General features: G+C 31.1%; 22 protein-coding genes. 16 read left to right on the top strand and 6 right to left on the bottom strand.

Annotated elements, in window-relative coordinates; genetic code table 11:
* Positions 1 to 17 precede the first annotated feature (17 nt).
* The 8 genes from ACZ49Z_RS18550 (at position 18) to ACZ49Z_RS18515 (ending at position 5085) form a co-directional block, all read left to right on the top strand.
* Entirely contained in the window at positions 18 to 962 is a 945-nt protein-coding gene (locus ACZ49Z_RS18550; RefSeq protein ID WP_464305788.1) for an L-histidine N(alpha)-methyltransferase, read from the top strand.
* A complete protein-coding gene (locus tag ACZ49Z_RS18545) occupies positions 962 to 1645 on the top strand; it encodes an aspartate/glutamate racemase family protein (RefSeq protein WP_464305787.1) in 684 nt (227 codons plus the stop codon). Before ACZ49Z_RS18550 ends, ACZ49Z_RS18545 begins: the two co-directional genes overlap by 1 nt.
* Positions 1635 to 2456 carry an AraC family transcriptional regulator gene (locus ACZ49Z_RS18540; protein WP_464305786.1) on the top strand — a complete coding sequence of 274 codons (822 nt, stop codon included), beginning with the start codon at positions 1635 to 1637 and terminating at the stop codon, positions 2454 to 2456. Before ACZ49Z_RS18545 ends, ACZ49Z_RS18540 begins: the two co-directional genes overlap by 11 nt.
* A 262-nt stretch (positions 2457 to 2718) precedes the next feature.
* Positions 2719 to 3159, top strand: coding sequence for a peptide-methionine (R)-S-oxide reductase MsrB (gene msrB / locus ACZ49Z_RS18535; protein ID WP_464308081.1), 441 nt, complete (start codon positions 2719 to 2721; stop codon positions 3157 to 3159).
* 18 nt (positions 3160 to 3177) lie between these two features.
* Positions 3178 to 3630, top strand: a complete 453-nt coding sequence (gene msrA / locus ACZ49Z_RS18530) for a peptide-methionine (S)-S-oxide reductase MsrA (protein ID WP_464305785.1) — start codon at positions 3178 to 3180, stop codon at positions 3628 to 3630.
* Positions 3631 to 3648: 18 nt separating this feature from the next.
* Positions 3649 to 4188, top strand: a complete 540-nt coding sequence (msrA, locus tag ACZ49Z_RS18525; RefSeq protein WP_464305784.1) for a peptide-methionine (S)-S-oxide reductase MsrA — start codon at positions 3649 to 3651, stop codon at positions 4186 to 4188.
* An 85-nt stretch (positions 4189 to 4273) separates the two neighbouring features.
* Positions 4274 to 4774: a peroxiredoxin family protein gene (locus ACZ49Z_RS18520; protein WP_464305783.1), complete on the top strand. Its 501-nt coding sequence runs from the start codon at positions 4274 to 4276 to the stop codon at positions 4772 to 4774.
* Positions 4775 to 4809: 35 nt separating this feature from the next.
* The gene (locus ACZ49Z_RS18515; protein ID WP_464305782.1) at positions 4810 to 5085 is read left to right on the top strand and encodes a GNAT family N-acetyltransferase; all 276 of its coding nucleotides are present in this window, start codon (positions 4810 to 4812) and stop codon (positions 5083 to 5085) included.
* Between the two features lie 495 nt (positions 5086 to 5580).
* Here ACZ49Z_RS18515 and ACZ49Z_RS18510 read toward each other — a convergent pair whose 3' ends face one another.
* Positions 5581 to 6477: a hypothetical protein gene (locus ACZ49Z_RS18510; RefSeq protein WP_464305781.1), complete on the bottom strand. Its 897-nt coding sequence runs from the start codon at positions 6475 to 6477 to the stop codon at positions 5581 to 5583.
* Between the two features lie 502 nt (positions 6478 to 6979).
* Here ACZ49Z_RS18510 and ACZ49Z_RS18505 point away from each other — a divergent pair.
* The 7 genes from ACZ49Z_RS18505 (at position 6980) to acs (ending at position 16188) form a co-directional block, all read left to right on the top strand.
* On the top strand, positions 6980 to 7399 hold the full coding sequence (locus ACZ49Z_RS18505) for a transposase (RefSeq protein ID WP_464305780.1): 420 nt from the start codon (positions 6980 to 6982) through the stop codon (positions 7397 to 7399).
* 99 nt (positions 7400 to 7498) lie between these two features.
* The gene (locus tag ACZ49Z_RS18500) at positions 7499 to 8734 is read left to right on the top strand and encodes a hypothetical protein (RefSeq protein WP_464305779.1); all 1236 of its coding nucleotides are present in this window, start codon (positions 7499 to 7501) and stop codon (positions 8732 to 8734) included.
* 23 nt (positions 8735 to 8757) lie between these two features.
* Complete coding sequence (locus ACZ49Z_RS18495; protein ID WP_464305778.1) at positions 8758 to 9015, top strand: DUF4212 domain-containing protein; 258 nt, start codon at positions 8758 to 8760, stop codon at positions 9013 to 9015.
* Positions 9016 to 9037: 22 nt separating this feature from the next.
* The gene (locus tag ACZ49Z_RS18490; RefSeq protein ID WP_464305777.1) at positions 9038 to 10792 is read left to right on the top strand and encodes a sodium:solute symporter family protein; all 1755 of its coding nucleotides are present in this window, start codon (positions 9038 to 9040) and stop codon (positions 10790 to 10792) included.
* 300 nt (positions 10793 to 11092) lie between these two features.
* Entirely contained in the window at positions 11093 to 13789 is a 2697-nt protein-coding gene (locus ACZ49Z_RS18485) for an ATP-binding protein (protein WP_464305776.1), read from the top strand.
* 11 nt (positions 13790 to 13800) lie between these two features.
* Positions 13801 to 14163: a response regulator transcription factor gene (locus tag ACZ49Z_RS18480; protein WP_464305775.1), complete on the top strand. Its 363-nt coding sequence runs from the start codon at positions 13801 to 13803 to the stop codon at positions 14161 to 14163.
* A 117-nt stretch (positions 14164 to 14280) separates the two neighbouring features.
* Positions 14281 to 16188, top strand: a complete 1908-nt coding sequence (gene acs / locus ACZ49Z_RS18475) for an acetate--CoA ligase (RefSeq protein ID WP_464305774.1) — start codon at positions 14281 to 14283, stop codon at positions 16186 to 16188.
* A 75-nt stretch (positions 16189 to 16263) separates the two neighbouring features.
* Here acs and ACZ49Z_RS18470 read toward each other — a convergent pair whose 3' ends face one another.
* Positions 16264 to 19296: a M43 family zinc metalloprotease gene (locus ACZ49Z_RS18470; RefSeq protein ID WP_464305773.1), complete on the bottom strand. Its 3033-nt coding sequence runs from the start codon at positions 19294 to 19296 to the stop codon at positions 16264 to 16266.
* Positions 19297 to 19387: 91 nt separating this feature from the next.
* Complete coding sequence (locus ACZ49Z_RS18465; protein ID WP_464305772.1) at positions 19388 to 23512, bottom strand: collagenase; 4125 nt, start codon at positions 23510 to 23512, stop codon at positions 19388 to 19390.
* Positions 23513 to 23761: 249 nt separating this feature from the next.
* Between ACZ49Z_RS18465 and ACZ49Z_RS18460 the strand changes: the two genes are divergently transcribed.
* Complete coding sequence (locus ACZ49Z_RS18460) at positions 23762 to 24250, top strand: P-loop nucleotide/nucleoside kinase family protein (RefSeq protein WP_464305771.1); 489 nt, start codon at positions 23762 to 23764, stop codon at positions 24248 to 24250.
* A 192-nt stretch (positions 24251 to 24442) separates the two neighbouring features.
* Here ACZ49Z_RS18460 and ACZ49Z_RS18455 read toward each other — a convergent pair whose 3' ends face one another.
* The 3 genes from ACZ49Z_RS18455 to ACZ49Z_RS18445 form a co-directional block, all read right to left on the bottom strand.
* A complete protein-coding gene (locus ACZ49Z_RS18455) occupies positions 24443 to 24736 on the bottom strand; it encodes a hypothetical protein (RefSeq protein ID WP_464305770.1) in 294 nt (97 codons plus the stop codon).
* Between the two features lie 151 nt (positions 24737 to 24887).
* The gene (locus tag ACZ49Z_RS18450) at positions 24888 to 26192 is read right to left on the bottom strand and encodes a hypothetical protein (protein WP_464305769.1); all 1305 of its coding nucleotides are present in this window, start codon (positions 26190 to 26192) and stop codon (positions 24888 to 24890) included.
* A 6-nt stretch (positions 26193 to 26198) separates the two neighbouring features.
* Positions 26199 to 26957: a hypothetical protein gene (locus ACZ49Z_RS18445; RefSeq protein ID WP_464305768.1), complete on the bottom strand. Its 759-nt coding sequence runs from the start codon at positions 26955 to 26957 to the stop codon at positions 26199 to 26201.
* Between the last annotated feature and the right edge of the window lie 15 nt (positions 26958 to 26972).

Genomic DNA, 26972 nt, shown 5'->3' with positions numbered 1-26972 from the left:
TAATTTAAATAAAGAGAATGTTAGAAAAATTCAAAAAAGAAGTAGTTGAAGGACTAAGTAAGTTTGCGGAAAAAGCATTGCCATCAAAATACTTTTATGATAAGAAAGGGGATGAGTTGTTTGTTCAAATAATGGGACTACCAGAATATTATTTAACCCGAGCAGAAATGGAAATTTTTCGCGATAAAACAAAAAATATTCTCTCGGCTCTACAACTCAATAAAAATCAAAAATATAGTATAATAGAACTTGGAGCAGGAGACGGTACCAAAACGATTCATCTACTAAAAGCACTGTTAGAAAAAGAATACGATTTTGAATATTTGCCAGTAGATATTTCTCACAATGCTTTGAATGGTTTAGAAGTATTTTTAAAAAAGGAATTTCCAAGTTTAGTTGTTAAACCTAATCATAGCGATTATTTTAAGGCTTTAGAAAATTTAAAACAGGATCATACCGTTAAAATTATCCTCTTTTTAGGCTCAAATATTGGAAACCTGACCGACAAACAAGCCACTGAATTTATTTACCAATTGGGAGCCAATATTCGCAAAGGTGATAAAATAGTATTGGGAGTAGATTTAAAAAAGACCACAGAAATAGTGCTTCCTGCTTATAATGACAGTCAGGGTGTTACGGCTGCGTTTAATTTGAATTTACTCGACAGAATAAATAATGAATTAGGAGCAGATTTTAATCGTCATAATTTCATTCATGCTCCAATATATGATGAAGAAGTGGGTATAGCAAAGAGTTATATTAAAAGCTTAAAAAAGCAAATCGTAAAATTAGGAGATCATCAATTTCATTTTGAAGAAAACGAATTGATTCATACTGAAGTATCACGAAAATACGATGATGAAGTAATAAAGCAAATTCTATCTAAAACAGATATTACTTGGGAATATAAAATTATGGATAGTCAATCTCTTTTTGCTGATTATATATTAATTAGAAATTAATGAATACATTAGGAATTTTAGGATTAGGGTCTAAATCTACGGTCTATTATATAGAAAAACTTAACCAACAATACAATGCTGTGTTTGGTGGCTATAGTACGTGTCCGTTTATACTATTAAATGCAGATTTTAATACAATTAATCCTCATTTGCCTGATAAATTTGAGATACTTAAAAAGGTAATTATTCCTTTACTGCATCATTTTGAGCAGTTAAAAGTGACTCATTTACTAATTCCAAATATTACTTTACACCAAACGATTGATTTCATTCTGCTAGAAAACAGATTCACTTTTAAAATAATTCATCCATTGGAATTATTAGTCAAGCATTTGATAAAGAGTAAAATTAATGACGTTACCGTTTTAGGAAGTTGGTACACTATGAATGGAGACTACATACAAAATGTACTATTGCAGAATAAAGTTAAGGTTTCAAGCTTAGACTCTACTACTAAAACTGCAATAGACACTCTAAGAAAGAAAATATACAATGGTGAAGCGGTTTTGGATTGTAATTTCTATGAGATTGTAGAACATCAATGCCCTAAAAGTATCCCCATATTGGCTTGTACAGAATTAGCAATACCTAAAAATCAAAATCCAAAGATTGTAGATCTCGTTCAGTTACAAATTGAAGCAGCCATTCAACTTTTAAACGCCAAAAAAGAAAATGATATTTAAAGGAAAATTAGAAGAATACCTGTTTGTTTCAGAAATTGTTCCTGAAAGAATGTATATGTTTAATCAGGATTTAAAAACAGGACTATCAGTTATTTGGAATATAGGGGAAAAAGCAGAAGTTGAAATAGACAATCAACCCTATGTAATAGAAAAGAATTGTTTTCTTTTCACAACTAGCTTTCACACGATACAAAAAATAGAATTTGAAAAGTTACGTGTAATACAATTTAATCAGCCATTCTATTGTGTTGAGAATCATGATAGTGATGTTGGTTGTAAAGGACTTTTGTTTTTTGGAGCAGCAACAGTGCCCAAAATACAAATAGCCGATAGTAACCAAAAGATGTTTGAACTCCTATGGCAAGTATTTGAAATGGAAATTGATCAAACAGATGATTATTCGCTTGAAATGCTTACATCATTACTGAAAAGATTTTTGATTCTTTCTGTGAGGATCTATATAAAACAAAATATAAATATAGGGACTGAAGCAAAGGCAATAGGAATCATAAGAGAGTTTAATTTTTTGGTAGAAAAACACTATAAAACAAAAACAACTGTAACGGCTTATGCTAATATGCTATTTAAGTCACCCAAAACATTATCCAATTTTTTTAAAATGCACATTGATAAATCACCTATTGAAATTATTACGAATAGGAGATTATTAGAAGCAAAGAGATTATTAAAATATACAACCCTACCAATACAAGAAATTGCAGATGAACTTTCTTTTAACGATGTGCAAGCTTTTAGTAATTTCATAAAAAAGCAAACTGGTAAATCACCTACAGCTATACGAACGGAATAAATAGATAAGGGAAAAAAACACAAGTAAAAGGGTTGTTACAGTAAGTAGCAACTCTTTTTTTATTTATAATTTTACTTAGCTTAATTCTAAATGATTGTATTGCTAATGTTGTTTTTTTTATTCATTAAATCATGCTCTTTTTATCACAAAGGGTATTAGGAATAATTTACAACATGTTAGGAATTCTAAATTATTAAAAAGAAAGAGTATAGAGCTAAATTTGTACTATAAAAGAAAGGATATTAAAGTTATGAGAAACAAAATATTAAAATGGAACGATGTACTAGAATTTGCAAGTAAAGGAAATCCTGTACCAGAGCGAAGAGTTGAAAAAACTGATGCAGAATGGAAACAACAACTTACAGAAGAAGAATTTTACATCACAAGAAAAAAAGGGACAGAAGCTCGTTTTTCTGGCGAACATTGTTCAAGATATGAACCTGGAAAATATGGGTGTATTTGTTGTGATAATGAATTGTTTGATTCTAATGAAAAATTTAATTCAGGAACAGGTTGGCCTAGTTTTACATTGCCAATCAAAGAAAACGCCATTCAATATCATAAAGACAATTCTTTTGGAATGGTTAGAGTAGAAGTTATGTGTAATGTGTGTGACAGTCATTTGGGACATGTTTTTCAAGATGGACCAGAACCAAGTGGCCTACGATATTGCATCAATTCAATAGCAATGAAAAAAATATAAAACAGAAAGGAAATAGTTATGAAAAATATACAGTTTGCAACGTTTGGAGGAGGTTGTTTTTGGGGAGTAGAGAAATTCTTGCAAGACACTCCAGGAGTTATAGATGCCGTTTCTGGTTATGCTGGTGGGGAATCTATAGACCCAACCTATTCCGATGTTTGTGGAGGAAGAACTGGGCATGCAGAAGTTGTTAATGTAGCGTTTGATGGAGATAAAATTTCATTAGAAACATTAACCAGAACTTTTATTCTAAAATATGGAACAACTTCAAGCTCTAATACCAATTCTGTTTCACAATATAGATCCATAATCCTTTACAGGAATGAAGATCAAAAAAAGAGTATAGAAAAAGCGCTAAGTGATGAAGATGGAGTTATAAAATATACAACTCAAATTGTAGCATTAGATAAATTTTATGAAGCTGAAGATTACCATCAAGATTATCACGGTAGTTGTAGCGTGAATGTCTAATTAATAAAGGGGAAAACTATGAAAAATATGCAATTAGCTACGTTTGGAGGAGGCTGCTTCTGGTGTGTAGAAGCCGTAATACAAAGATTAAAAGGAGTGGAAAAAGTGGTTTCCGGATATTCAGGAGGAATAACAACGAATCCTACCTATAGAGAGGTTTGTAATGGAAACACGGGTCATGCAGAAGTAATTCAGGTTACTTTTGATGCAGCAGAGATATCCTATGAAGAATTGTTAGTCATTTTCATGACAAGTCATGATCCAACCACATTGAACAGGCAAGGAGCTGACTATGGAACACAATATAGGTCAGTAATTTATTATCATGATGAGACACAAAAAGAAATAGCAGCAGAAGTTTTAGCGGCTATAAACCCAAGTTTCAATAATGAAATAGTTACAGAAGTAAGTCCTTTAACCGTTTTTTATCCAGCAGAAGCATATCATCAAGACTATTACAACCAGAATACTAATGCAGGATATTGCCATGCTGTGATTACACCAAAAGTAAACAAGCTTAGAAAAATGTATGCCAATAGATTGAAAGATAATGTTTGAGACTATACTATTAATACTGCTGACAATAGCAACATTGGTTTGTAATGGTCAAAGAAATGAGTATTTTAAATTTAAAAGCAAAGAAATGAATTCACAAAAAAACACTTACGGAATAGAAGGTCAAAAAGCTCCAGAATGGAACGTGCAACGATGGATAGATGGAAAAGGAAATCCTATAGAGCCTATTCATTTATCCGATTATAAAAACAAGTTTAAAGTGGTCTATTGTTTTCAAAGTTGGTGCCCTGGTTGTCATAGTATAGGATTACCTTCTTTACAAGCGATGACTGAAGCATTAAAAGACAATGATAAGGTGCAATTTCTAGCCATTCAAACTGTATTTGAAGGAGAAAGTAGTAATACGTATGAAAAGATGATAGAGGTTCAAAAAAAGTACCAACTCGAAATCCCTTTTGGACAAGATAATGGTGATAATACAACCCAAAAGATTTCAAATATAATGTATCACTATAGAACAGGAGGAACACCATGGTTTATCTTTATAGATCAAGAAGACCGTGTACTCTTTAATGATTATCATTTGAATACAGAAAAAGCTATAGCATTTTTAAAAACGATTGAATAATACGTGTAAAAAAAACAAAGAAGAAAGGATACAAAATGAAAACTTCAGAAATAGTGCATCATCCAGAAATGGGATTATTTGTAATGAAAATTGGAGACGATTTTGCAAAAATAGAATACGTAGTCAAAGGAGATATCTATTATCTTACCCATTCGGAAGTACCCAAAAACCTTAGAGGAAAAGGAGTGGGAAAAGAATTAGTAGAGAAAACAATAGAATATTTACATTCCCAGCAATTGAAAAGCGTTGCCATTTGTTCATACATCAAATCAATTGTCAATAGAAGTGAAAAATTAAAAGAGCTTTCTTAAGCGAAGAATTTTTAACATCTCCCTATACTAAACACTTACTAAAACCCCATTTAGTAATGCAGAACTGGTTTCAGCATCTCAATGGGGTAATTTTGTAAACGGAAATTATATTTTGATATTCAAAAATAATAATTGTTGTTACAAATTATCAAAAGTTTTTTTTATTTCTTCAAAGCTTTTAGTGCTTATAGGAGTATATCTTTTAGTAGTTCTACTACTATTTTGCTCTAATAATTTTTAAGATGTTTCAATTTCTAATAAATGGCACTTCACTAAATTGAGAGGCTTTCTCTGTTTTCAAGGGATAGGGCAGCTTACTTGATTGTAACTTACTTTTTTATTTGGTAAGAAATTCAAGGTCAAGATATTTTTTTGCCTATCATTTTTATCGATATATAAGTATATTTTTGGATTTAATGTGAAGTAAATTTTTAAACATTGTTGTCCTATAAAAATAACGTTCCGATTATTTTTATAGGACAACAATGTAATGCTTTAATAGTTTACTCTTTGCGTAATAAAATTACTGTTGTCAAAAACAGTTATATTTTTAGCTCTAATTTCCTTTTTAAAATCAATCCACTGTTTTTTTAAAAGATTATCAGACTTAAAATAAATATTTTTAAAATATTTTGTTTTGATTAATACAGTTTTTCCAAATTGTCTATTATGATAATGAATATTGATGGATTCAATTTCATTTATTTTAAAATGTGTTTTTTTCCAAAAGCAAATAGTGTTTTTTACAATTAGATAATCTTTACTTATAATGAAATAATTAGTATTAAATGAATGTAAAAAGAGGAACAATACAATTACAGATATAGCAATAAATATGTCATAGACTAGGATGTTTTTTTTAGTGACTAGATGATAAATATTAAAAGAAATAAAACTGTAAAATAGGATACCAGAAAAAGATAAAACGTTCGAAAAATTAAATGTTTTAGAATCTTTAGTTAATTTGATTTTATGTGACTGTCTTTTAAGGAATTTAGTGTTTAAGTTGAGATTCTTAATTTTTAAATTTTCATTTTTTAAAACATTGTCGATACAATTTAAAATGATTTTTACTTTATAAAAGTCATGATATTTAAAAGAATATAAATGAATACATTCATTATTTAATAATTGTATTAGTGTTCTGTCCACTAAAACCCCATAGAATTCTGTAACTTCTGAAAGAATTATTTTTTTAATGCTTACAATTCGTATGATTTTTTTATAAAAGAGCTTTCTTATAATGATTTCTTTTTCATTTATCTCAATGTTTGAAAAAAATGTTACTGTAAATAACGAAGTAACAAGTAAAAGAACAATAAGTAAACATAAAGTAAAGAATATTTTAGTATTAAATCCGAATTTCAGTTCTTCAATAAATCTTAGATACATATGAAATGAAAGTACTCCGAATAAGAAAATACTAAAAAAACTAAATATGAGAATTAATTTTAAGTTAGCTTTAATAATTAGGGGTTTGTTCATTCTGTAAGTAACAACATATATTTAGTGAAAGTTTAGTACCGTTAGTACAAAGCATAAATCATAGCAAATATAGAATAACTTTTCAATTTTTGATAAAATTCAGAGACTAACCATTACTTGGAATTTAAATCTTAATATTTTTTTAGCTTCAATAAAATCAAGTAATAAAAGGTAGTAGTTCTAATTTTAATAATTAATTCAAATATAATTAAGTAACATCATTATAAAATATAGTTTTGGATGATATTGTGTTTAATGATTGCTCTTTAATTCGGTTAAGGTTGTTTTGTGAGATAAATTTAAATAAATAACGTAAAAAATAGAAGAATAATAATTTTTAGTATAAATAATTATTAAAAATTGTTTTATATAGTTGCTAATTTAATATATTTATGCAAAATATATATACATGGAAGAAATTACCTGTCCAAAATGTGGTGGAAACACCATTGTAAAAAGTGGCATAATTAAAGAAAGACAAAGGTATCTGTGTAAATCATGTACCTATTATTTTACGGTTAATAAAATAGGAAAAAAGATTGATGATTACTATGTTACCAAAGCTTTACAGCTCTATTTAGAAGGATTAAGCTATAGAGAAATTGAACGAATAATAGGCGTTTCTCATGTGTCTATTAGTAATTGGGTAAAGGAATACAAAATTAAGAAGCCACCACACCCCAATTATCATCCAAGCTATAAGATACTCAAACATGCAGAACTCTTAGAATACTTAAAAACTAAAGAACAATTATCAGGAGCGGGCATGATAATAACAGAGCTTGGTGATAAGTTTATGCTTATAAAATGGGAACGATTTAAAGATTAGCTATAGTGCTTTACAAAAATATATACATTTTTTTACGGTTATTGATTAATTTACAAAATTTGATACATCGAAAACAAGGTGCAATCAAATTTTATACAGATGAAAAAAATAATAATTTTAGTAGGACTGTTTCTAACAAGTTTTGCATTCTCACAAGGATCACCCGATTATGAAGGAGGTTTAAAAGTAAAAATTAACGAAGACGGTTCTAAATATTTTAGGATTATCTCTTGGGCTCAATTTTGGGCACAGCACAATTCGGATCGTCCTTTAGATGCCAATGGAAATGAACAAGCCGATTTAAATTTTAGCTTACGAAGAGCACGTATTTTAATGTATGCACAAGTAAGTAAAGATTTTCTAATATTAACACATTTTGGCTTGAACAGTTTAAATGCCGATAATATGAGTCCAACAGGCACCCGAGATGCTTCACAACTATTCTTTCACGACGTTTGGGCACAATACAGTTTAGGTAAAGATCATGCTATTGGTGGAGGATTGCATTATTGGAACGGTATTTCGCGTTTAAACAATCAAAGCACTTTAAACATCATGACTTTGGATAACCAAAGACAATCATGGGCTACACTTGGATTGTCTGATCAGTTTGCACGTCATTTAGGAATATACTTAAAAGGTTCTTTTGGTAAGTTTCAATATAGAGTTTCTGTAAATGAAGCAGAAACAAATAATTTACAAGCCACAACTACACCAGTAAACAATGGAGCTGCTACTTATACAGGAAGACGTTTGCTGGGATCTAAAGCAGCTGGAAAAGCCTATTCAGGCTATTTTGATTATGCGTTTTTTGATGCTGAAAGTAATTTTCTGCCCTATAAAGTAGGATCATACGTAGGAACTAAGAAAATATTTAATCTTGGAGCTGGTTTTTTCTCACACCCTAAAGGAGCTGTAATTGCAGATGCTTCAGGAAATTTATCAGGAGAAAATGTATCTATTTTTGCAGTAGATGCCTTCTATGATGCGCCTATAGGAAATAATGGAGGTGCTCTAACAGCCTATGCATTATATCAAAACACAGATTATGGTAAAGATTTTACCTTGGGCACAACCTATGAAACAGGAACCATGCTGCATGCACATTTAGGATATGTTCTACCTGTTAAAACTAAAACAAAGTTCCAACCTTATTTGTCCTATGACCACAGAACAATAGAAGCATTAAACAAAAATGCCTCTCAATTGGGTATTGGGGCGAATGTTTATCTAAGTGGACATAATTCAAAATTAACCTTGGAATATCAGACGTTGAAATATGCAGATAACAAAGCGGTAAACACCGTTACACTTCAAGCAATGATATATCTATAAAAAAACAACTAAAACAATAAAAAATGAGAGATCAAAAAAATGCCACCGCCTATTGGAAGGAAAACCTTCGCTACCTTCTAATATTATTGAGTATTTGGTTTGCTGTTTCCTATGGAGCAGGAATCCTTTTTAAAGACGCTTTGAATGAAATTAAAATTGGAGGGTTTCCGTTAGGGTTTTGGTTTGCCCAACAAGGATCAATATATGTATTTGTAATACTGATTTTTGTTTATGTTCGATTAATGAACAAATTAGACAAAAAATATGGGTATGACGATTAATTAATTTAAAAAAAGAAAAATCATGGATGTACAAAATTGGACATATTTAATTGTTGGAATTACGTTTGCACTATATATTGGTATAGCAATTTGGTCTCGTGCAGGTTCAACAAAAGAGTTTTATGTAGCAGGAGGAGGAGTTTCTCCTTTAGCAAACGGAATGGCTACAGCCGCAGACTGGATGTCAGCCGCTTCTTTTATTTCTATGGCAGGAATTATTTCATTTGCTGGATATGATGGAGCAGTTTATTTGATGGGATGGACAGGAGGTTATGTGTTATTAGCTTTATTATTGGCTCCTTATTTGAGGAAATTTGGAAAATTTACTGTTCCAGATTTTATAGGTGAGCGTTATTATTCTAAAACAGCTCGCTCCGTTGCCGTTTTTTGTGCATTGATAGTCTCTTTTACTTATGTAGCAGGGCAAATGCGTGGAGTGGGAGTAGTGTTTTCAAGATTTTTGGAAGTAGAGATTGAAACAGGAGTGGTTATTGGAATGATAATAGTGTTGTTTTATGCCGTTTTGGGAGGAATGAAAGGGATTACCTATACGCAAGTAGCTCAGTATTGTGTTTTGATTTTTGCATTTATGGTACCAGCAATTTTTATTTCAATACAAATGACAGGAAATCCAATTCCTCAATTGGGAATGGGAGGAACAGTAGCTGGAACAGATGTCTATTTGTTAGATAAGTTGAATGGATTGTCAACCGAATTAGGTTTTGCAGAATATACTTCAGGATCAAAGTCAATGACAGATGTTTTTGCAATAACCTTAGCTTTAATGGTTGGAACAGCAGGTTTGCCACACGTTATTGTGCGTTTTTTTACAGTTAAAAAAGTTAGAGATGCTCGTAAATCAGCTGGATGGGCTTTGTTATTAATAGCTATTTTATATACAACAGCACCTGCGGTAGCCGTTTTTGCGAAAGTAAACCTTATTGATACAGTTAACGATAAAAAATATTCAGAGATGCCTCAATGGTTTTCTAACTGGGAAAAAACAGGTTTGTTACAATATGAAGATAAAAATAATGACGGTAAAATTCAATATTATAATGATAAGTCAAAAGATGAAGCTTTCCTTGCGTCAGTAACAGCTAAAGGATTAAAAGGGAATGAATTAACAATTGATAATGATATTATGGTATTGGCCAATCCTGAAATAGCAAAGCTACCTAATTGGGTAATTGCTTTGGTAGCAGCAGGAGCTTTAGCTGCAGCGTTATCTACAGCAGCTGGGTTGTTGTTAGTTATTTCTTCTTCTGTTTCTCACGATTTAATTAAGAAAATGATTAACCCAAACATATCAGAGAAAAATGAATTGTGGGCTGCACGTGGAGCGGCAACAATAGCTGTAATAATTGCTGGGTATTTTGGCATTAATCCACCAGGTTTTGTGGCGGCAGTAGTAGCACTTGCTTTCGGATTAGCAGCTGCATCTTTTTTTCCAGCTATAATATTGGGTATATTTCATAAGAAAATGAATAAAGAAGGAGCGGTTGCAGGTATGGTAGTAGGAATGTTGTTGATGCTTTTCTATATGTTGAAATTTAAGTTTGGAATATTTGATGGAGGTAAAGAAGCTGTTGCAGGATTAAAAGACAGTTGGTGGTTTGGTATATCACCAGAAGGGTTTGGAACTATTGCAATGATTATGAATTTTGTTGTTGCTTTTTTGGTTAATAGTTTTACACCTGCACCACCAAGCGATGTGCAAGAGATTGTAGAAAACATTAGAATTCCATCAGGAGCTGGGGAAGCTGTAGAGCATTAATTAATTCATTATACTATTCAAATTATTATTTAGTTCAAAAATCGCTGTTATAGTAATGGCGATTTTTTTATTTTAAAAGATAAGTTGTATTTTTAAGCGAATAAATATAAATCATGAAAAAACGACATCAGCAGAAATTAGTAGTATTATCGTTATTTCTTTTTTTAGCATTAAATCTACCACTATTGCTTTTGTTTGATAGTAGTGATGCTTTTTTGGGTATTCCAATTTTCTACATCTATGTGTTCTCAATATGGGCAATTTCTATTCTAGTATCTCTAATAATTGTAAATCGATATCATGAGTAGCATAGTCTTAATTATAATACTATTGGTTTATTTAACTTTTTTATTTTTAATTGCTCATTGGGCAGAAAAAAAGAGAAATTTAAGATGGGCGAGTAATCCTTATGTTTATTCTTTTTCACTAGCGGTGTATTGTACTGCCTGGACCTATTATGGAAGTATTGGTGTTGCTGCGAACTCGGGTTTGAATTATTTAACGATCTATATTGGTCCTATTATCATTATTCCTGCTTGGATAATTATACTTCGAAAAATTATTCGTATTTCCAGATTGAATAACGTATCAAGTATAGCTGATTTTATTTCTTTGCGCTATGGCAATAGTAGGTTTCTAGGGGCATTAGTAACCTTTATCTGTTTAGCAGCTATTTTGCCTTATATTGCTTTGCAATTGAAAGCTATATCTGAAACATTTCATGTGGTTACAAAGTCAACTGAAAGTTCATTTGTTTTTGTAGATACCACTACCTATGTTGCTGTTGCTTTAGCTCTTTTTGCTTCTTATTATGGTACTCGCTATGTTGACGCTTCCGAAAAACGCAAGGGTATTATTACTGCTGTAGCAATGGAAAGTCTATTAAAATTAATTTTTTTTGTAGTTATTGGGATCTATGTTACCTATTATGTTTTTGATGGTTTTAGTGACCTCTATGCTCAAGCATCAGTTTTAAAAAAATTTAAAGAAAAAAACACCATAGGAAGTTTGGAACAAGGCATAAATTGGTTTTTTCTCTGCCTATTATCTTTGTTTGCTATTTTTCTTTTGCCAAGACAATTTCAAGTAGCTGTTGTAGAAAACAATAGAGAGCGACACATTAAAACTGCCTTGTGGTTGTTTCCTCTTTATTTATTTGTTTTTAATGTGTTTGTTTTTCCAATTGCATGGGGTGGAAATGTACTTTTCGAAGGAGAAGTTAAAAATGCAGATACGTTCTCGTTATTAATTCCTCAATATTTCAATCATACATTTTTAACAACAATGGTTTTTTTAGGAGGTTTTTCAGCCGCTATATCCATGATTATTGTTTCGAGTATCAGTTTATCTACAATGTTGAGTAATAATTTGTTAATTCCATATACATTTTTAGGACGTTTAAAAAATGAAGAACAAGCAATAAACAATAAAAAAATTGTAACTATTCGTAAAGTTGGAATATTTTCATTAATTATAGCATCTTATCTTATCTACCGTTTTTTTGCGTTAGATTACAGTTTAGGCTCCATAGGTTTAGTTTCTTTTGTTATTATTGGTCAATTGGCTCCAGCATTTTTTGGTGCATTATTTTGGAGAAGAGGTTCTCGTTTGGGAGCTATTTGGGGTATTTTAATAGGGTTTGGAGTCTGTTTTTATACCTTATTAATTCCGTATTCTTTCGGAGTTACAAACACAGACCATGCTTTTATAAGTAATGGTATATTTAATATAACGTTTTTGAAACCTTTGGCACTATTTGGGTTAGATTATTTATCACCAATTGCCCATGCTTTTTTTTGGAGCTTACTTTTTAATGCGATGACCTATTTTGCAGTATCTGTAAGTTTTAAAGGTAATTATCGTGAGCGAAACTATGCAGAAATGTATATAGATATAGATAGATACAGTACCAATCATGAAAATGCATTCGTATGGAAAGGAACTGCCTATACTAGTGATATTGAGAAAGTATTAATAAAATTTTTAGGAGTTGAAAGAACACAAAGAGCTATGGCTATTTTTAATACTAAATACAATTTTGATAAAAATCAAGAATTAGCCGATGCTCGTTTAGTAAAGTTTGCAGAGAATTTACTAACAGGACATATTGGAACTGCATCTGCAAAAATTCTAATTTCAAGTGTTGTTAAAGAAGAAAAAGTTACCCTGTCTGAAGTTTTGAAAATATTAGAAGAGTCTAATGAGAATATTTTGATAAATAAAAAACTAACAGAAACCTCCAGAGAATTAAAAGAAATAACAGCTCAATTGCAACAAGCAAACGAAACCTTGGTAGCAAAAGACAAACAAAAAGACGCTTTTTTAGATACAGTTACCCATGAATTGCGAACACCAATAACAGCAATCCGAGCAGCCAGTGAAATATTGTTTGACGATGAAGAAATTCCAGAAGAATTAAAAAAACAATTTTTGCAAAATATTATTTCAGAGTCGGATCGTTTAAATAGATTGATTGATAAAATTTTGGATTTAGAAAAATTTGAAACAGGCAAACAAAAATTAAATCTCACAAGACAAGATTTAACCAATACTTTTGTGAAAACAATAGAGCCACTTCAGCAATTATTGAAGAATAAAAATATAGTATTGTGTTTTGAAAATAAAACCCCATTCTTTATCGTTTATGATGAGGACAGAATAGTTCAAGTAATTACTAATTTATTATCGAATGCAATTAAGTTTTGTCCAGAAAATGACGGAATAATAAGCATAACAATAAATAAAAAAGAAGGTTTTTTTGAAATTATTATAAAGGATAATGGAAAAGGTGTTGAGGAAAAAGATTTAGAAAATATATTTGATAAATTTTATCAGTCTGATAATCAAAATATTAAAAAGCCAATTGGTAGCGGATTAGGATTAGCAATTTGCAAACAAATTGTAGAATTGCATCATGGAAAAATTTGGGCAGAAAACAATGAAAATTGCGGTGCATGTTTTACTTTTACACTACCAAATATGGGGTATGATAACTAAAGTGAAAAAAGATGAAGAAGATACTTATCGTGGATGATGAACCCAATATAATTATGTCGCTCGAATATGCTTTTAAAAAGAATAATTTTGATGTTTTTATTGCAAGAGATGGTCAAGAAGCATTAGATATTTTAAAAACTCATATTCCAGACATTATTCTTTTAGATGTAATGATGCCCAATGTTGATGGATATGCAACTTTAGAAGAAATAAAAAAAGAAAGAAAATTAAGTAATTGTAAAGTTATTTTTCTTTCGGCAAAAAATAAAGAAGCAGATATTCAAAAAGGATTAGAATTAGGTGCAAGTGCTTATTTAACTAAACCTTTTTCTCTCAAAAAATTAATAGAGAAAGTAAAAGAATTATTAGAATAATTAAGATTAAAGTGTTTTTTTAACACATTAATTGATAACTATAGTAAATTAGCAAGAATAAATTTATTTTTTTTTAAAGAATACTTATATTTACAACACAATAGATAATAAATAAAGATGAGCTATTATAAAATTAAAGACCTAGAGAATTATTTTAAAATGCATAGGAAATCAGTTAGAGAGCCAAGGAAATTTTGGGATAAAATAGCTGATGAAAATTTTACTTGGTACCAACAATGGGATAAAGTCTTTGAGTTTGATATGGAAAAAGCTCAATTTCAATGGTTTGTAAACGCTAAAGTAAATATTGTAAAAAACTGTATTGATAGACATTTAAACAAAAGAGGGGATAAAACTGCAATTATTTTTGAACCAAACAATCCTGAAGAAGAAGCACAACATATTTCCTATAATGATTTGTATGTTCGCGTTGCAAAAATGGCTAATGTTTTAAAAGAGCAAGGTATAAAAAAAGGCGATAGGGTTTGTATTTATTTACCTATGATTCCTGAATTGGCTATTGCAGTATTAGCATGTGCTAGAATTGGAGCCATACATTCAGTAGTTTTTGCAGGTTTTTCTTCATCAGCATTATCCACTCGTATTAATGATAGCGAGTGTAAGATGGTTATTACTTCTGATGGCGGATTTAGAGGAAATAAAGTTATAGATTTAAAAGGTATCGTAGATGAAGCTTTGTTTAGTTGCCCAAGTGTAGAAAAAGTATTGGTTGTTAAGCGCACAGATGCAAAAATAAACATGAAAGAAGAGAGAGATATATGGTTACAACCTCTTTTAGATGCTGCTTTGGGTACAAACGTTGCTGAAGTAATGGATGCTGAAGATCCTTTGTTTATATTATATACTTCTGGTTCTACGGGCAAACCTAAAGGTATGGTGCATACTACAGCTGGATACATGGTTTACACAGCATATACATTCAAAAATGTTTTTGATTATGAAGAAGATGATATTTATTGGTGTACTGCCGATATAGGATGGATAACAGGACATTCCTATATTTTATATGGACCATTATTGAATGGAGCAACAACTGTGATGTTTGAAGGTGTTCCTTCTTATCCTGATTTTAGCCGCTTTTGGGAAGTAATTGAGAAACACAAAGTGACTCAATTTTATACCGCTCCAACAGCTATTAGAGCATTAGCAAAAGAAAATGTAGAATATGTTCAACGATTTCCTTTGTCAAGCTTAAAAGTGATAGGTTCTGTAGGAGAACCTATTAATGAGGAAGCTTGGCATTGGTATAATGATCATGTAGGAGGAAAACGTTGTCCGTTAGTAGATACATGGTGGCAAACAGAAACAGGTGGTGTTATGATTTCTCCAATTCCTTTTGTAACACCAACAAAACCAACCTATGCATCGCTACCATTACCTGGAATTCAACCTGTTTTAATGGATGAATTACGAAATGAAATTGAAGGGAATCAGGTAACGGGAAGTTTATGTATTAAATTTCCTTGGCCATCAATGGCAAGAACCATTTGGGGCGATCATCAACGCTATAAAGAGACTTATTTTACAGCATTTCCAGGTAAATATTTCACGGGTGATGGAGCATTAAGAGATGAGGTTGGGTATTATAGGATAACAGGTAGAGTAGATGATGTAATCATTGTTTCGGGGCATAATCTAGGTACGGCTCCAATTGAAGACACAATCAATGAACATCCAGCTATTGCTGAAAGTGCAATTGTAGGGTATCCACATGATGTGAAAGGAAATGCTTTATATGGTTTTGTTATTTTAAAAGAATCTGGAGAAAGTAGAGATAGGGATAATTTATCTAATGAAATTAATCATTTAATTTCCGACCAAATTGGACCTATAGCCAAATTAGAAAAAATTCAGTTTGTAAATACTTTACCTAAAACGCGTTCAGGAAAAATTATGAGAAGAATTTTAAGAAAAATTGCTGAAGGTGATTTTGAAAACTTTGGAGATACTTCTACTTTATTGAATCCAGAATGTGTAGAAGAAATTAAAAATGGTAAATTGTAATTTTGAAATAATTTTTTACATAAAAAATGAGGCTATCCAAAAAGGGTAGCCTCATTTGTTTTTTTTAAATAGGTTTTATTTTACAGAAAGTGTTTTTGTTTCTTCAAAAGTATCTGTAACTATTTTTACAAAATAAAGTCCTTTATTCAGTTTTTGTACCGAATAACTATTTTGATTTTTAATTGTATCAATTAGTTTTCCAAAGCTATCATAAATCATAATAGTAGTGTTTTTTGTGTCTTCTTGATTTGAAAAATACACAATGTCAACAGCTGGGTTAGGATACATTGATATTGATGAAGTGTGATTTTCACTACTAAGTTTAGCTGCACCTGTTAACGAAATGTCTGCAAAATTACTCCAAGCACTTGCACCAGTTGCATTAGTTGCTCTCACTCTAAATCTGTAACTAGTAGTAGTTCCTTGTTTAGGAATCCATAAGTAATAGGTGTTAGAAGTTCCCACTGTTGTCCATGTATTAGATTGAAATAATTGTACTTCATAATTTGTAGCAGCACTCACTTGTGTCCAAGAAGCATAGAAACCAACAGAATATATACCAGAGTCTCCAATATTAGTAGGTGTTGCTAAAGTATTTTGCTGTTGCCCAGAGAAGTTTACTGTATAATCCTCTACTTCGGCATCTCCTAAATTACCACACGCAGTTGTTGCAGCTGAATAATATTTCATAGCAACTCTCATTCTTGTTGTTCCTGAAGCAGTACTTGGAATGGTAAAAGATTTAGAAACAGCACCGTTAGATGAAAGATTAGAAATCACTAATTCTGAAGCGTCAAAAATATTATTCTTATTATAATCAATCCAAACCGACCAAGATTCGGTATAGGCTGATCCAGAAAAGCCAGGTGTTAAGCTAATTGTTGCAGATGTGTTTGGAGTTAAAGTAATAGTTTGACCAGTATAATTACCATAGCCATTTGCATCTGCTCCAGAAGTGTTTGTAAAATTACCTAAAGTAACAGTCTTAATATACTCATATTGATTATTTCCAGAGGCACTACAATATGCAGAAGTATTATTGGTTAATGTTGCACTAGCTACATTTGAATAATCTGAGGTAATTGTGTTTGCATTTGCTCTCACTCTGTAAGAATAGGTGTTGCCAGTTGTGAGTCCAGTGTTAGTATATGAATTTGCATTCGCTGCTAAATTAGCAATAACAGCATATGTACCAGAACCTGTAGCTCTTTCAACAGTATATCCAGTTTCATTATTAGCATTGTCTGTCCATGATAATACAACTTGTAGTGCAGTGTTGTTTGCTGTAGCTGTTAAATTTGTTGGTGCAGCAACAGTTGTTCCGTTTGTTGTTGAGCCAGCAGTAATTGCACCAAAAGGTTGTGTGTTATAGGCGTATTCAGTAACCGTATAACCAGATCCATTACTTGTTGCAATAACTTTAAACCAACCATAGCAAGGATTCCCGTCGATAGTATATTCAAAACCTATATAAGCGGTTTTGCCATCCCAATTTGTATAGGAAGGTGTCCTTAGATCTAATTGATCAGGATATGCACCTGGAGGAGTGAAATTACTGGTTTGACTAATTACTGTTCCAGCATTTAAAACTGATATGTTTCTTGAATTTGCTACACAAACTAGTTTTTTACCATAAGTTTCTAATTTGTAATGATTTGCAGCATATCTCCAAGTTCCAAAAGCAGCATCATCGCCTTTCTCAATTGTAAAATAAGTCCATTGTGCTGCGTCTGAAGCAGTAACATCAGCCATGTTTACATAAAATATCCCATATGGGTCATAAAATTGAAAGTTAAAATTCAAATTAGTTGAAATGACTCCTGTTGTTCCACCAGAAAAGGCAGTGGCTAAAAAGGTAATTCCGCCTGTTGTATTGTTTGCTGCTGCATGGTTGTTGCTCTGTCCTGTTAATGTTAATGTAATTGTATTGTTTCCACTAACTGTTAAAACAGGAGTAATTCCATTTGGGAAAGTATGGGTGTAGTGAACACCTTGTGTCATTGTGCCGCTAGTAACAGCAAAAGTTTTTGAACCCACAATACTAATAATACTGTTATCTGTAAATGTACCATTGTTTGCAATTGCTTCTTTTAATACAGATTTTGAAGAAACTATAGAACTTCCATTTGCGTTTACACCAGTATCAATTAGGTTTTGTGGTTGCCATAATGTAATTCTTGCAGGATGTTGTAAAGCGGCTAACATTCTAGCTACTTGTCCTTGAGTAAACATTTTGTAACAGCCTCTAGCACCATTATAACCCATATAGTTTTCAATGTTTACTTTTTCACCTGAACAATTAGTACCTGGAGTACAAGATAGTGTGTGGTATCCATCCTCACTAGGAGTGTCTGCAACTTGGTCTGTACCAGAACAGCCTCCTTCAAAAGTGTGGATTAAGTTTAAGAAATGTCCAAATTCATGTGTAAGTGTAGAAGCAAATTCGCTGTCGCCATTTCCATACAGATAGGCACCATTAAAAACAACACGTGCTAAATTGGCATTTGTCATAGAACTATCAGGATACCAAGCTACACCTGAATTGGTTAGGCTTCCATCATTATACAAGTCATTTTGAATGTATACATTCATATATTTTTTATTGTCCCAAGCATCGGCTGCAATTTGGTTATCATAACCACCACCGTTACCGTATCCATTTCGAGTTGGGTGAAAAATTACTCCTGAAGTGCTACCTCCATTTGGATCAATTTTTGCCAATTTGAATTGAATATTCATTGTTGCCCTTCTTGGTTGAAAAAAAGGTTCAACCGTATTATAATCACTATTTAACCCATTAAAATCATCATTTAAAGCATTTAATGCTGCAACGATTTTGTTATAGGTTACAGTTTTTCCACTTTGAACGTCTCCATAAATATGAAAAACCACAGGAATTGTGTATGACTCTCCCGCTTTGTTACTGCTTTTGTTCTTGGTGAAATTCTTTGTGAATGTTTCAAATTGCGCTCGTTGTTTGAGTGCTTTGGGGTTTTTGTTAAAAAAAACATCATTTTCTTCTTTAGCTCTACAGTGATGCGTAGATTGTGCTAAGACACCTATGCTACTCATAATAATAAGCGCTAAGGATAAAATTCTTTTTTTCATGTTAATTGGTTTTTGTTTATAATATAGTTATAGTTAATGTGAGGCTATCTTTATTGACAGCCTCTTTTTTGTTGTTAAATGTTAAGTGTTTTTATTCTATGAGCAGTTTCTTTGTCTCTTCGAATGTTTCTGTAGTAAATTTTACGAAATAAAGTCCTTTCGCTAATTTTTGAACAGAATAACTATTCTGATTTTGGATAGTGTCAATCCATTTGCCAAAACTGTCATAAATAGTGATAGTTAGATTTTTAGTTTCTTCTAAATTTGTGGTAAAATAAATGGTGTCTATAGCAGGATTTGGATACATTGTAATAGTTGTAGTTTCAATTACCTCAGACAATTTTGCTGTTCCTGTTAAAGAGACATCTACAAAATTGCTCCAATCACTTACGTCAGTTGCATTTGTTGCTCTCACTCTAAATCTATAACTAGTTGTTGTTCCTTGTTTAGGAATCCATAAGTAATAGGTACTAGAAGTTCCTACTGTTGTCCAAGTATTAGATTGAAATAATTGTACTTCATAATTTGTAGCAGCATTTACTTGTGTCCAAGAAGCGTAAAATCCTGTACCATATATTCCAGCAGTACCAATATTTGTTGGAGTAGCTAAAGTGTTTGCTTGTTGTTCAGAAAAGTTTACGGTATAATCTTCAACTTCACCATCCCCAATATTTCCACATGCTGATGTTGGTACTGAATTGTATTTCATGGCTATTCTCATTCTTGTTGTTCCTGAAGCAGTGCTCGGAATGGTAAAAGATTTAGAAACTACCCCATTAGATGAAAGATTAGAAACCACTAATTCAGAAGCATCAAAAATAGTATTCTTATTATAATCAATCCAAACCGACCATGATTCTGTATAAGCTGAGTTTGAAAAACCAGGTGTTAGTGTAATTGTTGTTGGAGCATTAGGAGTTAAAGTAATAGTTTGACCTGTATAATTACCATAGCCATTTGCATCTGCTCCTGAAATGTTTGTGAAATTACCTAAAGTTACATTCTTAATATATTCATATTGATTATTTCCAGATGCTGTACAATAAGCAGGTGTGTTACTTGTGAGTGTTACATTGGCAATATTTGAATAATCTGAGTTGAGGTTGTTTGCATTTGCTCTCACTCTGTATGAATAGGTGTTGCCAATTGTAAGCCCTGTATTAGTATATGAATTAGTATTTGCTGCTAAATTAGCAATAACTGTATATGTACCAGAACCTGTAGCTCTTTCAACAGTATATCCGGTTTCATTATTAGCATTGTCTGTCCAAGTTAATACAGCTTGAAGGGCAGTGTTGTTTGCTATAGCCGTTAAATTTGTAGGTTTTGCAATTGTCGTTGATTGTCCGTTAGATTTTACAAGTATTGAATAATCTTCAACTTCTCCCATATAGTTATCTGTGCCACATGGATCAGATGTTTTTCCATAAGAATATCTCACACGCATTCTAGTAACACCAGCAATAGCATTGGAAGGTACTGTAACATTAGCGGCTATAGTAGTTCCTGCTTGGCTAAGCACTTTTTCTCCAGAATCTGTAAATACACCATTTTGATTCCAGTCTATCCAAACGTTAACATTATTATCTGGCCATGTTAGTTCTGGTGATACTTTTAAAGTATAAGTTTGTCCAATTGTTGTTTCGCCAAGAATATTTGTAAAATCTGCATATCCATTTAAAGGAAATCCTGTAGAATTGTTATTAATATTTGCGAAGTTCACGTTAGCAATATTTGTATAATCATAACTTACATTAGCAGCACAATAATTTAAATTTGGTTTTTGATAAATTGTGATGTAGTTACTTTTTGTTGCATTGTTCGTACTGTTGTTTTTACCTGTAACCGTTAGTTGAACGTTATATGTGCCTGGTGTGTTATATACTACAGTTGGCTCGGCAAGTGTACTAGTGCTCGGTGTTCCTCCAGGAAAACTCCAGTTGTATGCTTTTATGTACCCAGTAGATTCGTTTTTAAATTTTACTGTACCTCCAGAAATGGTTGCTGTAGTTAGTGTTGAGAATTGAGGTGTTGCAGTATCTGGAATACTTGCATTTCTCAAAGGACCAGAGATGATATAGGTAGCATTATTACCAGATACATTTTTGTAATATGCGGTTAAGTACTTAAAGTTATTTATTGTTGCACTGGTGTTTAACTGTTTTATTAAATTATCTAAATTGCTATTAAAACTGCCGCCTGTTAAGGTGCCAGTTATACTGAAACGTTTTACAGAATTGGTTGCATCAGTAGTAGCTGTACCGGTTCTTCCTGTTAAAGTAGTAAATTCAGTTAGAATATCAGAAGGAGTACCCACTGTTAAAAGTTTATCATCTCTCCATGGAGTGTTAACAGACCACCAATTTGCAGGGTTTATTACAACATTGTTTAAATAATTGGTATATGCGGTTTGGAGATTACTGTTCGATTTTAATTGATTAATTTTAGCATCATATCCAGAAATATTATCGGCTCTAACTAAATTTACAATTTCTTTAGCTGTTGTCATATCATTTTTAAACCAATATGACCAAAGCATGTTTCCATAACGGTAAAATTTAAACCCATTATTATAATCTGCACTCAAAATTTGTGAAACACTCATATATTGGCTTGCTCCTTCATTTTTTATAGCACTCCCTTGACTTTCTCTAATTGTAACGCCATCAGAATCTGTACTACCCGCAAAGTGTTCCGCCATTCCTTCTTCAAACCATACTAATCTGTTGTTGGCATAAATTGGAGAAGATCCCCAAGAGCCATTAACCATATAACGCCCCTGAAGATAATGCACATATTCATGTCTAAACAATTCTTCTAAAGTAAAGGTACTTTCTGCCTTAGTTCTTTCATAGGTGTAGAAAGTTGCACCATTTTCAATATACATTCCCCCATTATTAGAATCCAAACCATTGAGTAATGTTTGCCAGTCTTGGTAGTTTGCTAATGAGCCATAAAGAACCATATTTAAGTTGATATTAGGGTCATTGGCAACAGGTTGATCTGTCTCTAAAAACCGGAATACTTGTGCTTGTACTTGTTTAGAGGCATAATATAGTGGCAAGACAGTTTCATAACTTAAAGGTGTTCTTACAGTTAGTTTACCATCATCAAATGTAAAAGTATTTGGGAATAACATGGTATCTATTTCTGCACGAACAGTAGTCATATTTTCACATAGATTGTATGTTGAGCAATTACCACCTTCATTTATAGCTTTTATAATTCGGTACCAATTTGGTGTTAATCGAGTTAAACCACTAGCTATTGAAGCTAATTTTGGTTCTACTTTTGGTTTTAAGACATTACTTGTCATCATTCTAGCCATTTCACCAACGGCATTGTCTGCTAGTAGTACAAGTGTGTTATTATTTCTTATTTGACTGTCTTTTGCTAAGTTTGAAAGTAAATTAAAAAAATCGGTATCGTTATTTAAAGCACTTTCAAATGGAACATCTATAGGTTGAATACCTCTAAACATTAGGAAGAACATTCGATTATATGCTGTGACATATTTTTGCATTAACTGATTATCATTAGCGATGGAGAGCCAGTTGTCGTCAATAGTTAATTTACGTATAGCAGTCTTCATTACATTAATAGCAAAGGGTTTGTGTCTAACACCTTCAAGATCGCATAAAATCATGTATTCATCGAGTATTGCTAACGCATCACTTGTTAAATCCCATAAATGAGCATTATTAGCAAATGATTCTACTGCATAGCCATATTGTGTTTTCGCATTAGCATCTAGAGTTATAGACGTTTGAAAAAAATCATGATATGTAGCAGCATGTAAATAGGTAGTTAACCCTAACATTCCACTATTTAAGGTTCCATCATGCGAAATCGAAATAGCATACATTGCTCTAGCTACTGCATCAACATTATAATTAGAGAACAATGTTGGACCAGAGGAAGAATCAAAACTAAATAAAGACCTTAAACAACTGTCGTAGTCTGTTGCAGATTTTAATTGTTGTACTAATGCATTACCACTATAAGCAGACCAAGCTGCCATTGATGAAGGGCAATTCATGGCTGCTTTGTTATTGTTTGCTGAAAAGTGTGTTACAAGTGGTACTCCTCTTGAGCAAGTGTGTTGTTGTTCTTTTGAGATGGGGATTTCCTTAGGTGGTACATTTTGAGAGTACCCCATAGCGCTTAATATTCCAAAAGAAAGGAATAATAAGCCTTTTTTAATAATAGTTTTCATGTTTGTGATAGTTGTTTGTTAATGTTTTTAACTTTGTCAAGGTTATAAAAACAAAATTATATTGTTTTTAAAAGGTGGACTTGTAGTATGTTAGCATTATGTGATAGTATTTTACCATCTTTTCTTTTTTTTACAATAATTTTTCTTAAATTTTTATATTTTTAATGTAATTTTTGTTTAATGTGTAAAAAATATACACTTTTTATTAGTTTGCAATAAAAAAATAACAATTGATTAAAATCATTATTTATGATACATTTAATACTAGGTAATACAGGATCTGGAAAAACTACTTACTCATATTCTTTAAAAAATAAAACTAAAGGGGTAATTTTTTCTATTGATAAATGGAATAAAACATTATTTCTACCAGATAAAAAACAGCAAGATGGATTAGAATGGTTTTTAGAACGTATTGAACGATCAGAAAGTATAATATTAGACATGATTGAACAGTTGGAAGCTTCAGATATTGATGCAATTTTAGATCTGGGTTTGGCTAAAAAATCACATAGAGAAAAATTTAAAAATTTTGCAAATAGTAGAGGGTATAAAATTACCTTGCATTTTTTAGACACTTCTAAAGAAAAGAGATGGGAAAGAATTTTAAAGCGTAATGAAGAGAAGGGGATAGGATATGAATTTAATGTTAGTAGAGCAGATTTTGATTTTATGGAAACATGGTTTGAAACCCCAACTCAAGAAGAAATGCAAAATGGTGTACACATTAAAGTTTGATAGTATTATATGAGAAAAATGGATAATTATTTAGGTAAAAAAGTTAACGATCTACTAGTAATTATAATGGAAATTTGTAAAAAATAGAAAAATCGTTAATAAATAACTGCTATAACACTTAAGTATTTTAAAAGTCATTTTATTATTAAAGTGACTTTTTTCATGAGTATAAATTTTAAAAAAAGATAGGGACTAGTCCTTGAGAATCTCAATTACTTTTCCATATACTTGCTTGGTCCAACCGTTGATATGTCCGTGATTATTGCCAATTTGTAAACCGCGTTTCTCGTTTTTACCTTTAACCAAATGGGTAAAAACATTACCTCTTACTTTACAATACACTATATCACCAACGTTACATGCTTCCCAAGTTGTGGGAGCTAATCGAACAGCTTGCTTGGACTTTAAAATAGGCAACATGCTGTTGCCCGCTTCTCGAGAAACAATGGTTTCTCCTGCTAATAGTTTTTGAATTTTAATATTCATTTTTTAATTATTTATTGTTTTGGAAACAAAGATGGTTCTTCATTTTCAAAGCAATACTTTGCCTATTAGATTATGGTACAAAATAAAAACACTCCTGCGTAATTATTTTACGTAGGAGTGAAATTTGTATTTTGTAAAATGTGCTTATATTTTATTCAATTCCTTTCTCTAAACTTATTTTTTTAACTTTCGATAAATTATAAGTTATTCCAAAAAAGTGTCCAAATTTGAATTGAGTTTGCGTTGGTATTGTTCCTGAATCACCAAGGTTATAAGAATTACCAATATTATAGGAATCTGCAATTCTTTCTACTTTTCCCATAGCAAGACCTGTTGTAAAAATAATACGCTCTTGTTTCCCTAATATAGCTCCAACACCTAACAAAAATTGAAACTTTTGATTGGCAGTTAGAGCTGCTCCAAAATTGATTGAAGGGACTATCCAAGAATTCATTCTTATATAAGTATTTACAGTAGAACCAAAAGCAAAATCATAGTCACCTCTATTTTTTAAAGTAATAATTTTATTTCCTGGAACTGTCAAATCATCCTTTGTGTCAAATTCACGATCATAAACTGAACTAAAAAATATCCCTGCACTGACATCAATTTTTAAACCCCCTTTAATCCAAATATTATAGGGCTTAGATGCAAAATTGACATCTTCTTCTTTTGTTTCTTTGTCAAAACGTTTCAATTTAAATTCTATGGCATCAATATTTTGACCTTGAATATCAATTGGTAAAGTGTAAATATCTAAATCGATATTGTAAAACTTATCAATAATATTATCAATACTTTTTTCTGCTTTTATTTTTGTTTCCAGTAGCATTTTATTAACAGTAGAATATTTAGTATCATTTTTTAATTGTTCTAAATCTTGTAGTAATGTAAAAATAAGTGTACTGTTATTTTTAGCTTCTTCTATATAGATTTTTCTATCCATTTCAAAATCATCCTTTAAAATAGAATTCTTCCTTTTTAGAATTTCATATTTAGCATCTACTTTAACATTTAGACTGTTAATTAACGTTATTAATTTTAAATTTGAATCAATAATATTTTGTAGTAAAGGTGGTGTTTTAATTGCTTTATAATTATTTATTAAAAAATTATCAGAAACACTTTCCTTTATTTCAACAATTTCATTTGCATCATTATTATGAAGAATAATATTTTTTGAGTCAATTTTGTAATCATATTTTAAAGGGTTTCCATTAATTAATTGTATTGAAATCATTTCTTTTGATTTAACAGAAAGCCAATTACTTTTATTTTTTTTAATGCAATTACAATTACTTGATGATTTGAAAATATCTTGTAAAACATTTTCATCAACCCTTACACTATTAGTTTTTAATTTACTTAAATCAACAGTTATTATTTTGGTTTTTACTTGGCTGTAGCCAATAATTCCAAAGAATAAAAAATAAAGGATGCTAGTTGTAGTTTTCATAATGTTCTAGTTTTTTATGTTATTTTTTAACTTGTTTTCTCCTCCTTTGACTAACCAAGCAATACCAAAACATTCCACAGCAACAGTTTCAAACCAAAAGGTTAGATTGTGTTCTTTATGAAAATCATGAAATGAATTTGGAACAATTTTATTAAAATAGTCGCTTCCTAAAAAGATAATTACTATAGATAGAAGCATTATCACTCCAAGGGTTCTGTATAATTTATGTCTAAATCTTAATTGCATTTCAGCTTTTTCATATCCTTCACTAGTTTTTGTAAAGCGAAATAATGACATATAGGCTAAGGACAATAAGAAAATTGCTGCTGCTATATAATGAAAGGTTTCTCTAGTAGGATTTTTTTCTAAAATAGTAACTATATGATTTTCCGAAATATTTAAACATCCTTGTAACAAACTATCTGTTGGTAGTAGAACAACAATTAATGCAGCCATACCAGTAATTGATGAAATAATAAAGTCTGTACATTTTTCTTTATATATTATAAAAAAAATAGCTAATAAAGACATTATTGCAATAAACAACGGACCTGATTTTGTATAATAATAATGACTTATAGATGGTAATACTTCTGTGAATCCATCTGTAAAGAGTAAAAGTAATGGCAATAAAACGGGCAATAAAATTCCTAATACTCCTATTAATTTTCGCAATGTATATGAATTTTTAATTAATAACTCTTTTTGTTCTTTTTCATTAAATTTCAATGAATGACATTTTTCTTTAATTGCTGTTGTTATCATGATATTGTTGTATTT

The sequence above is a fragment of the Flavobacterium sp. KY-23415 genome, from assembly GCF_055384985.1.
Note: the sequence above shows the minus strand (reverse complement) of the source record. Positions and strands in the feature narration are given on the sequence as shown.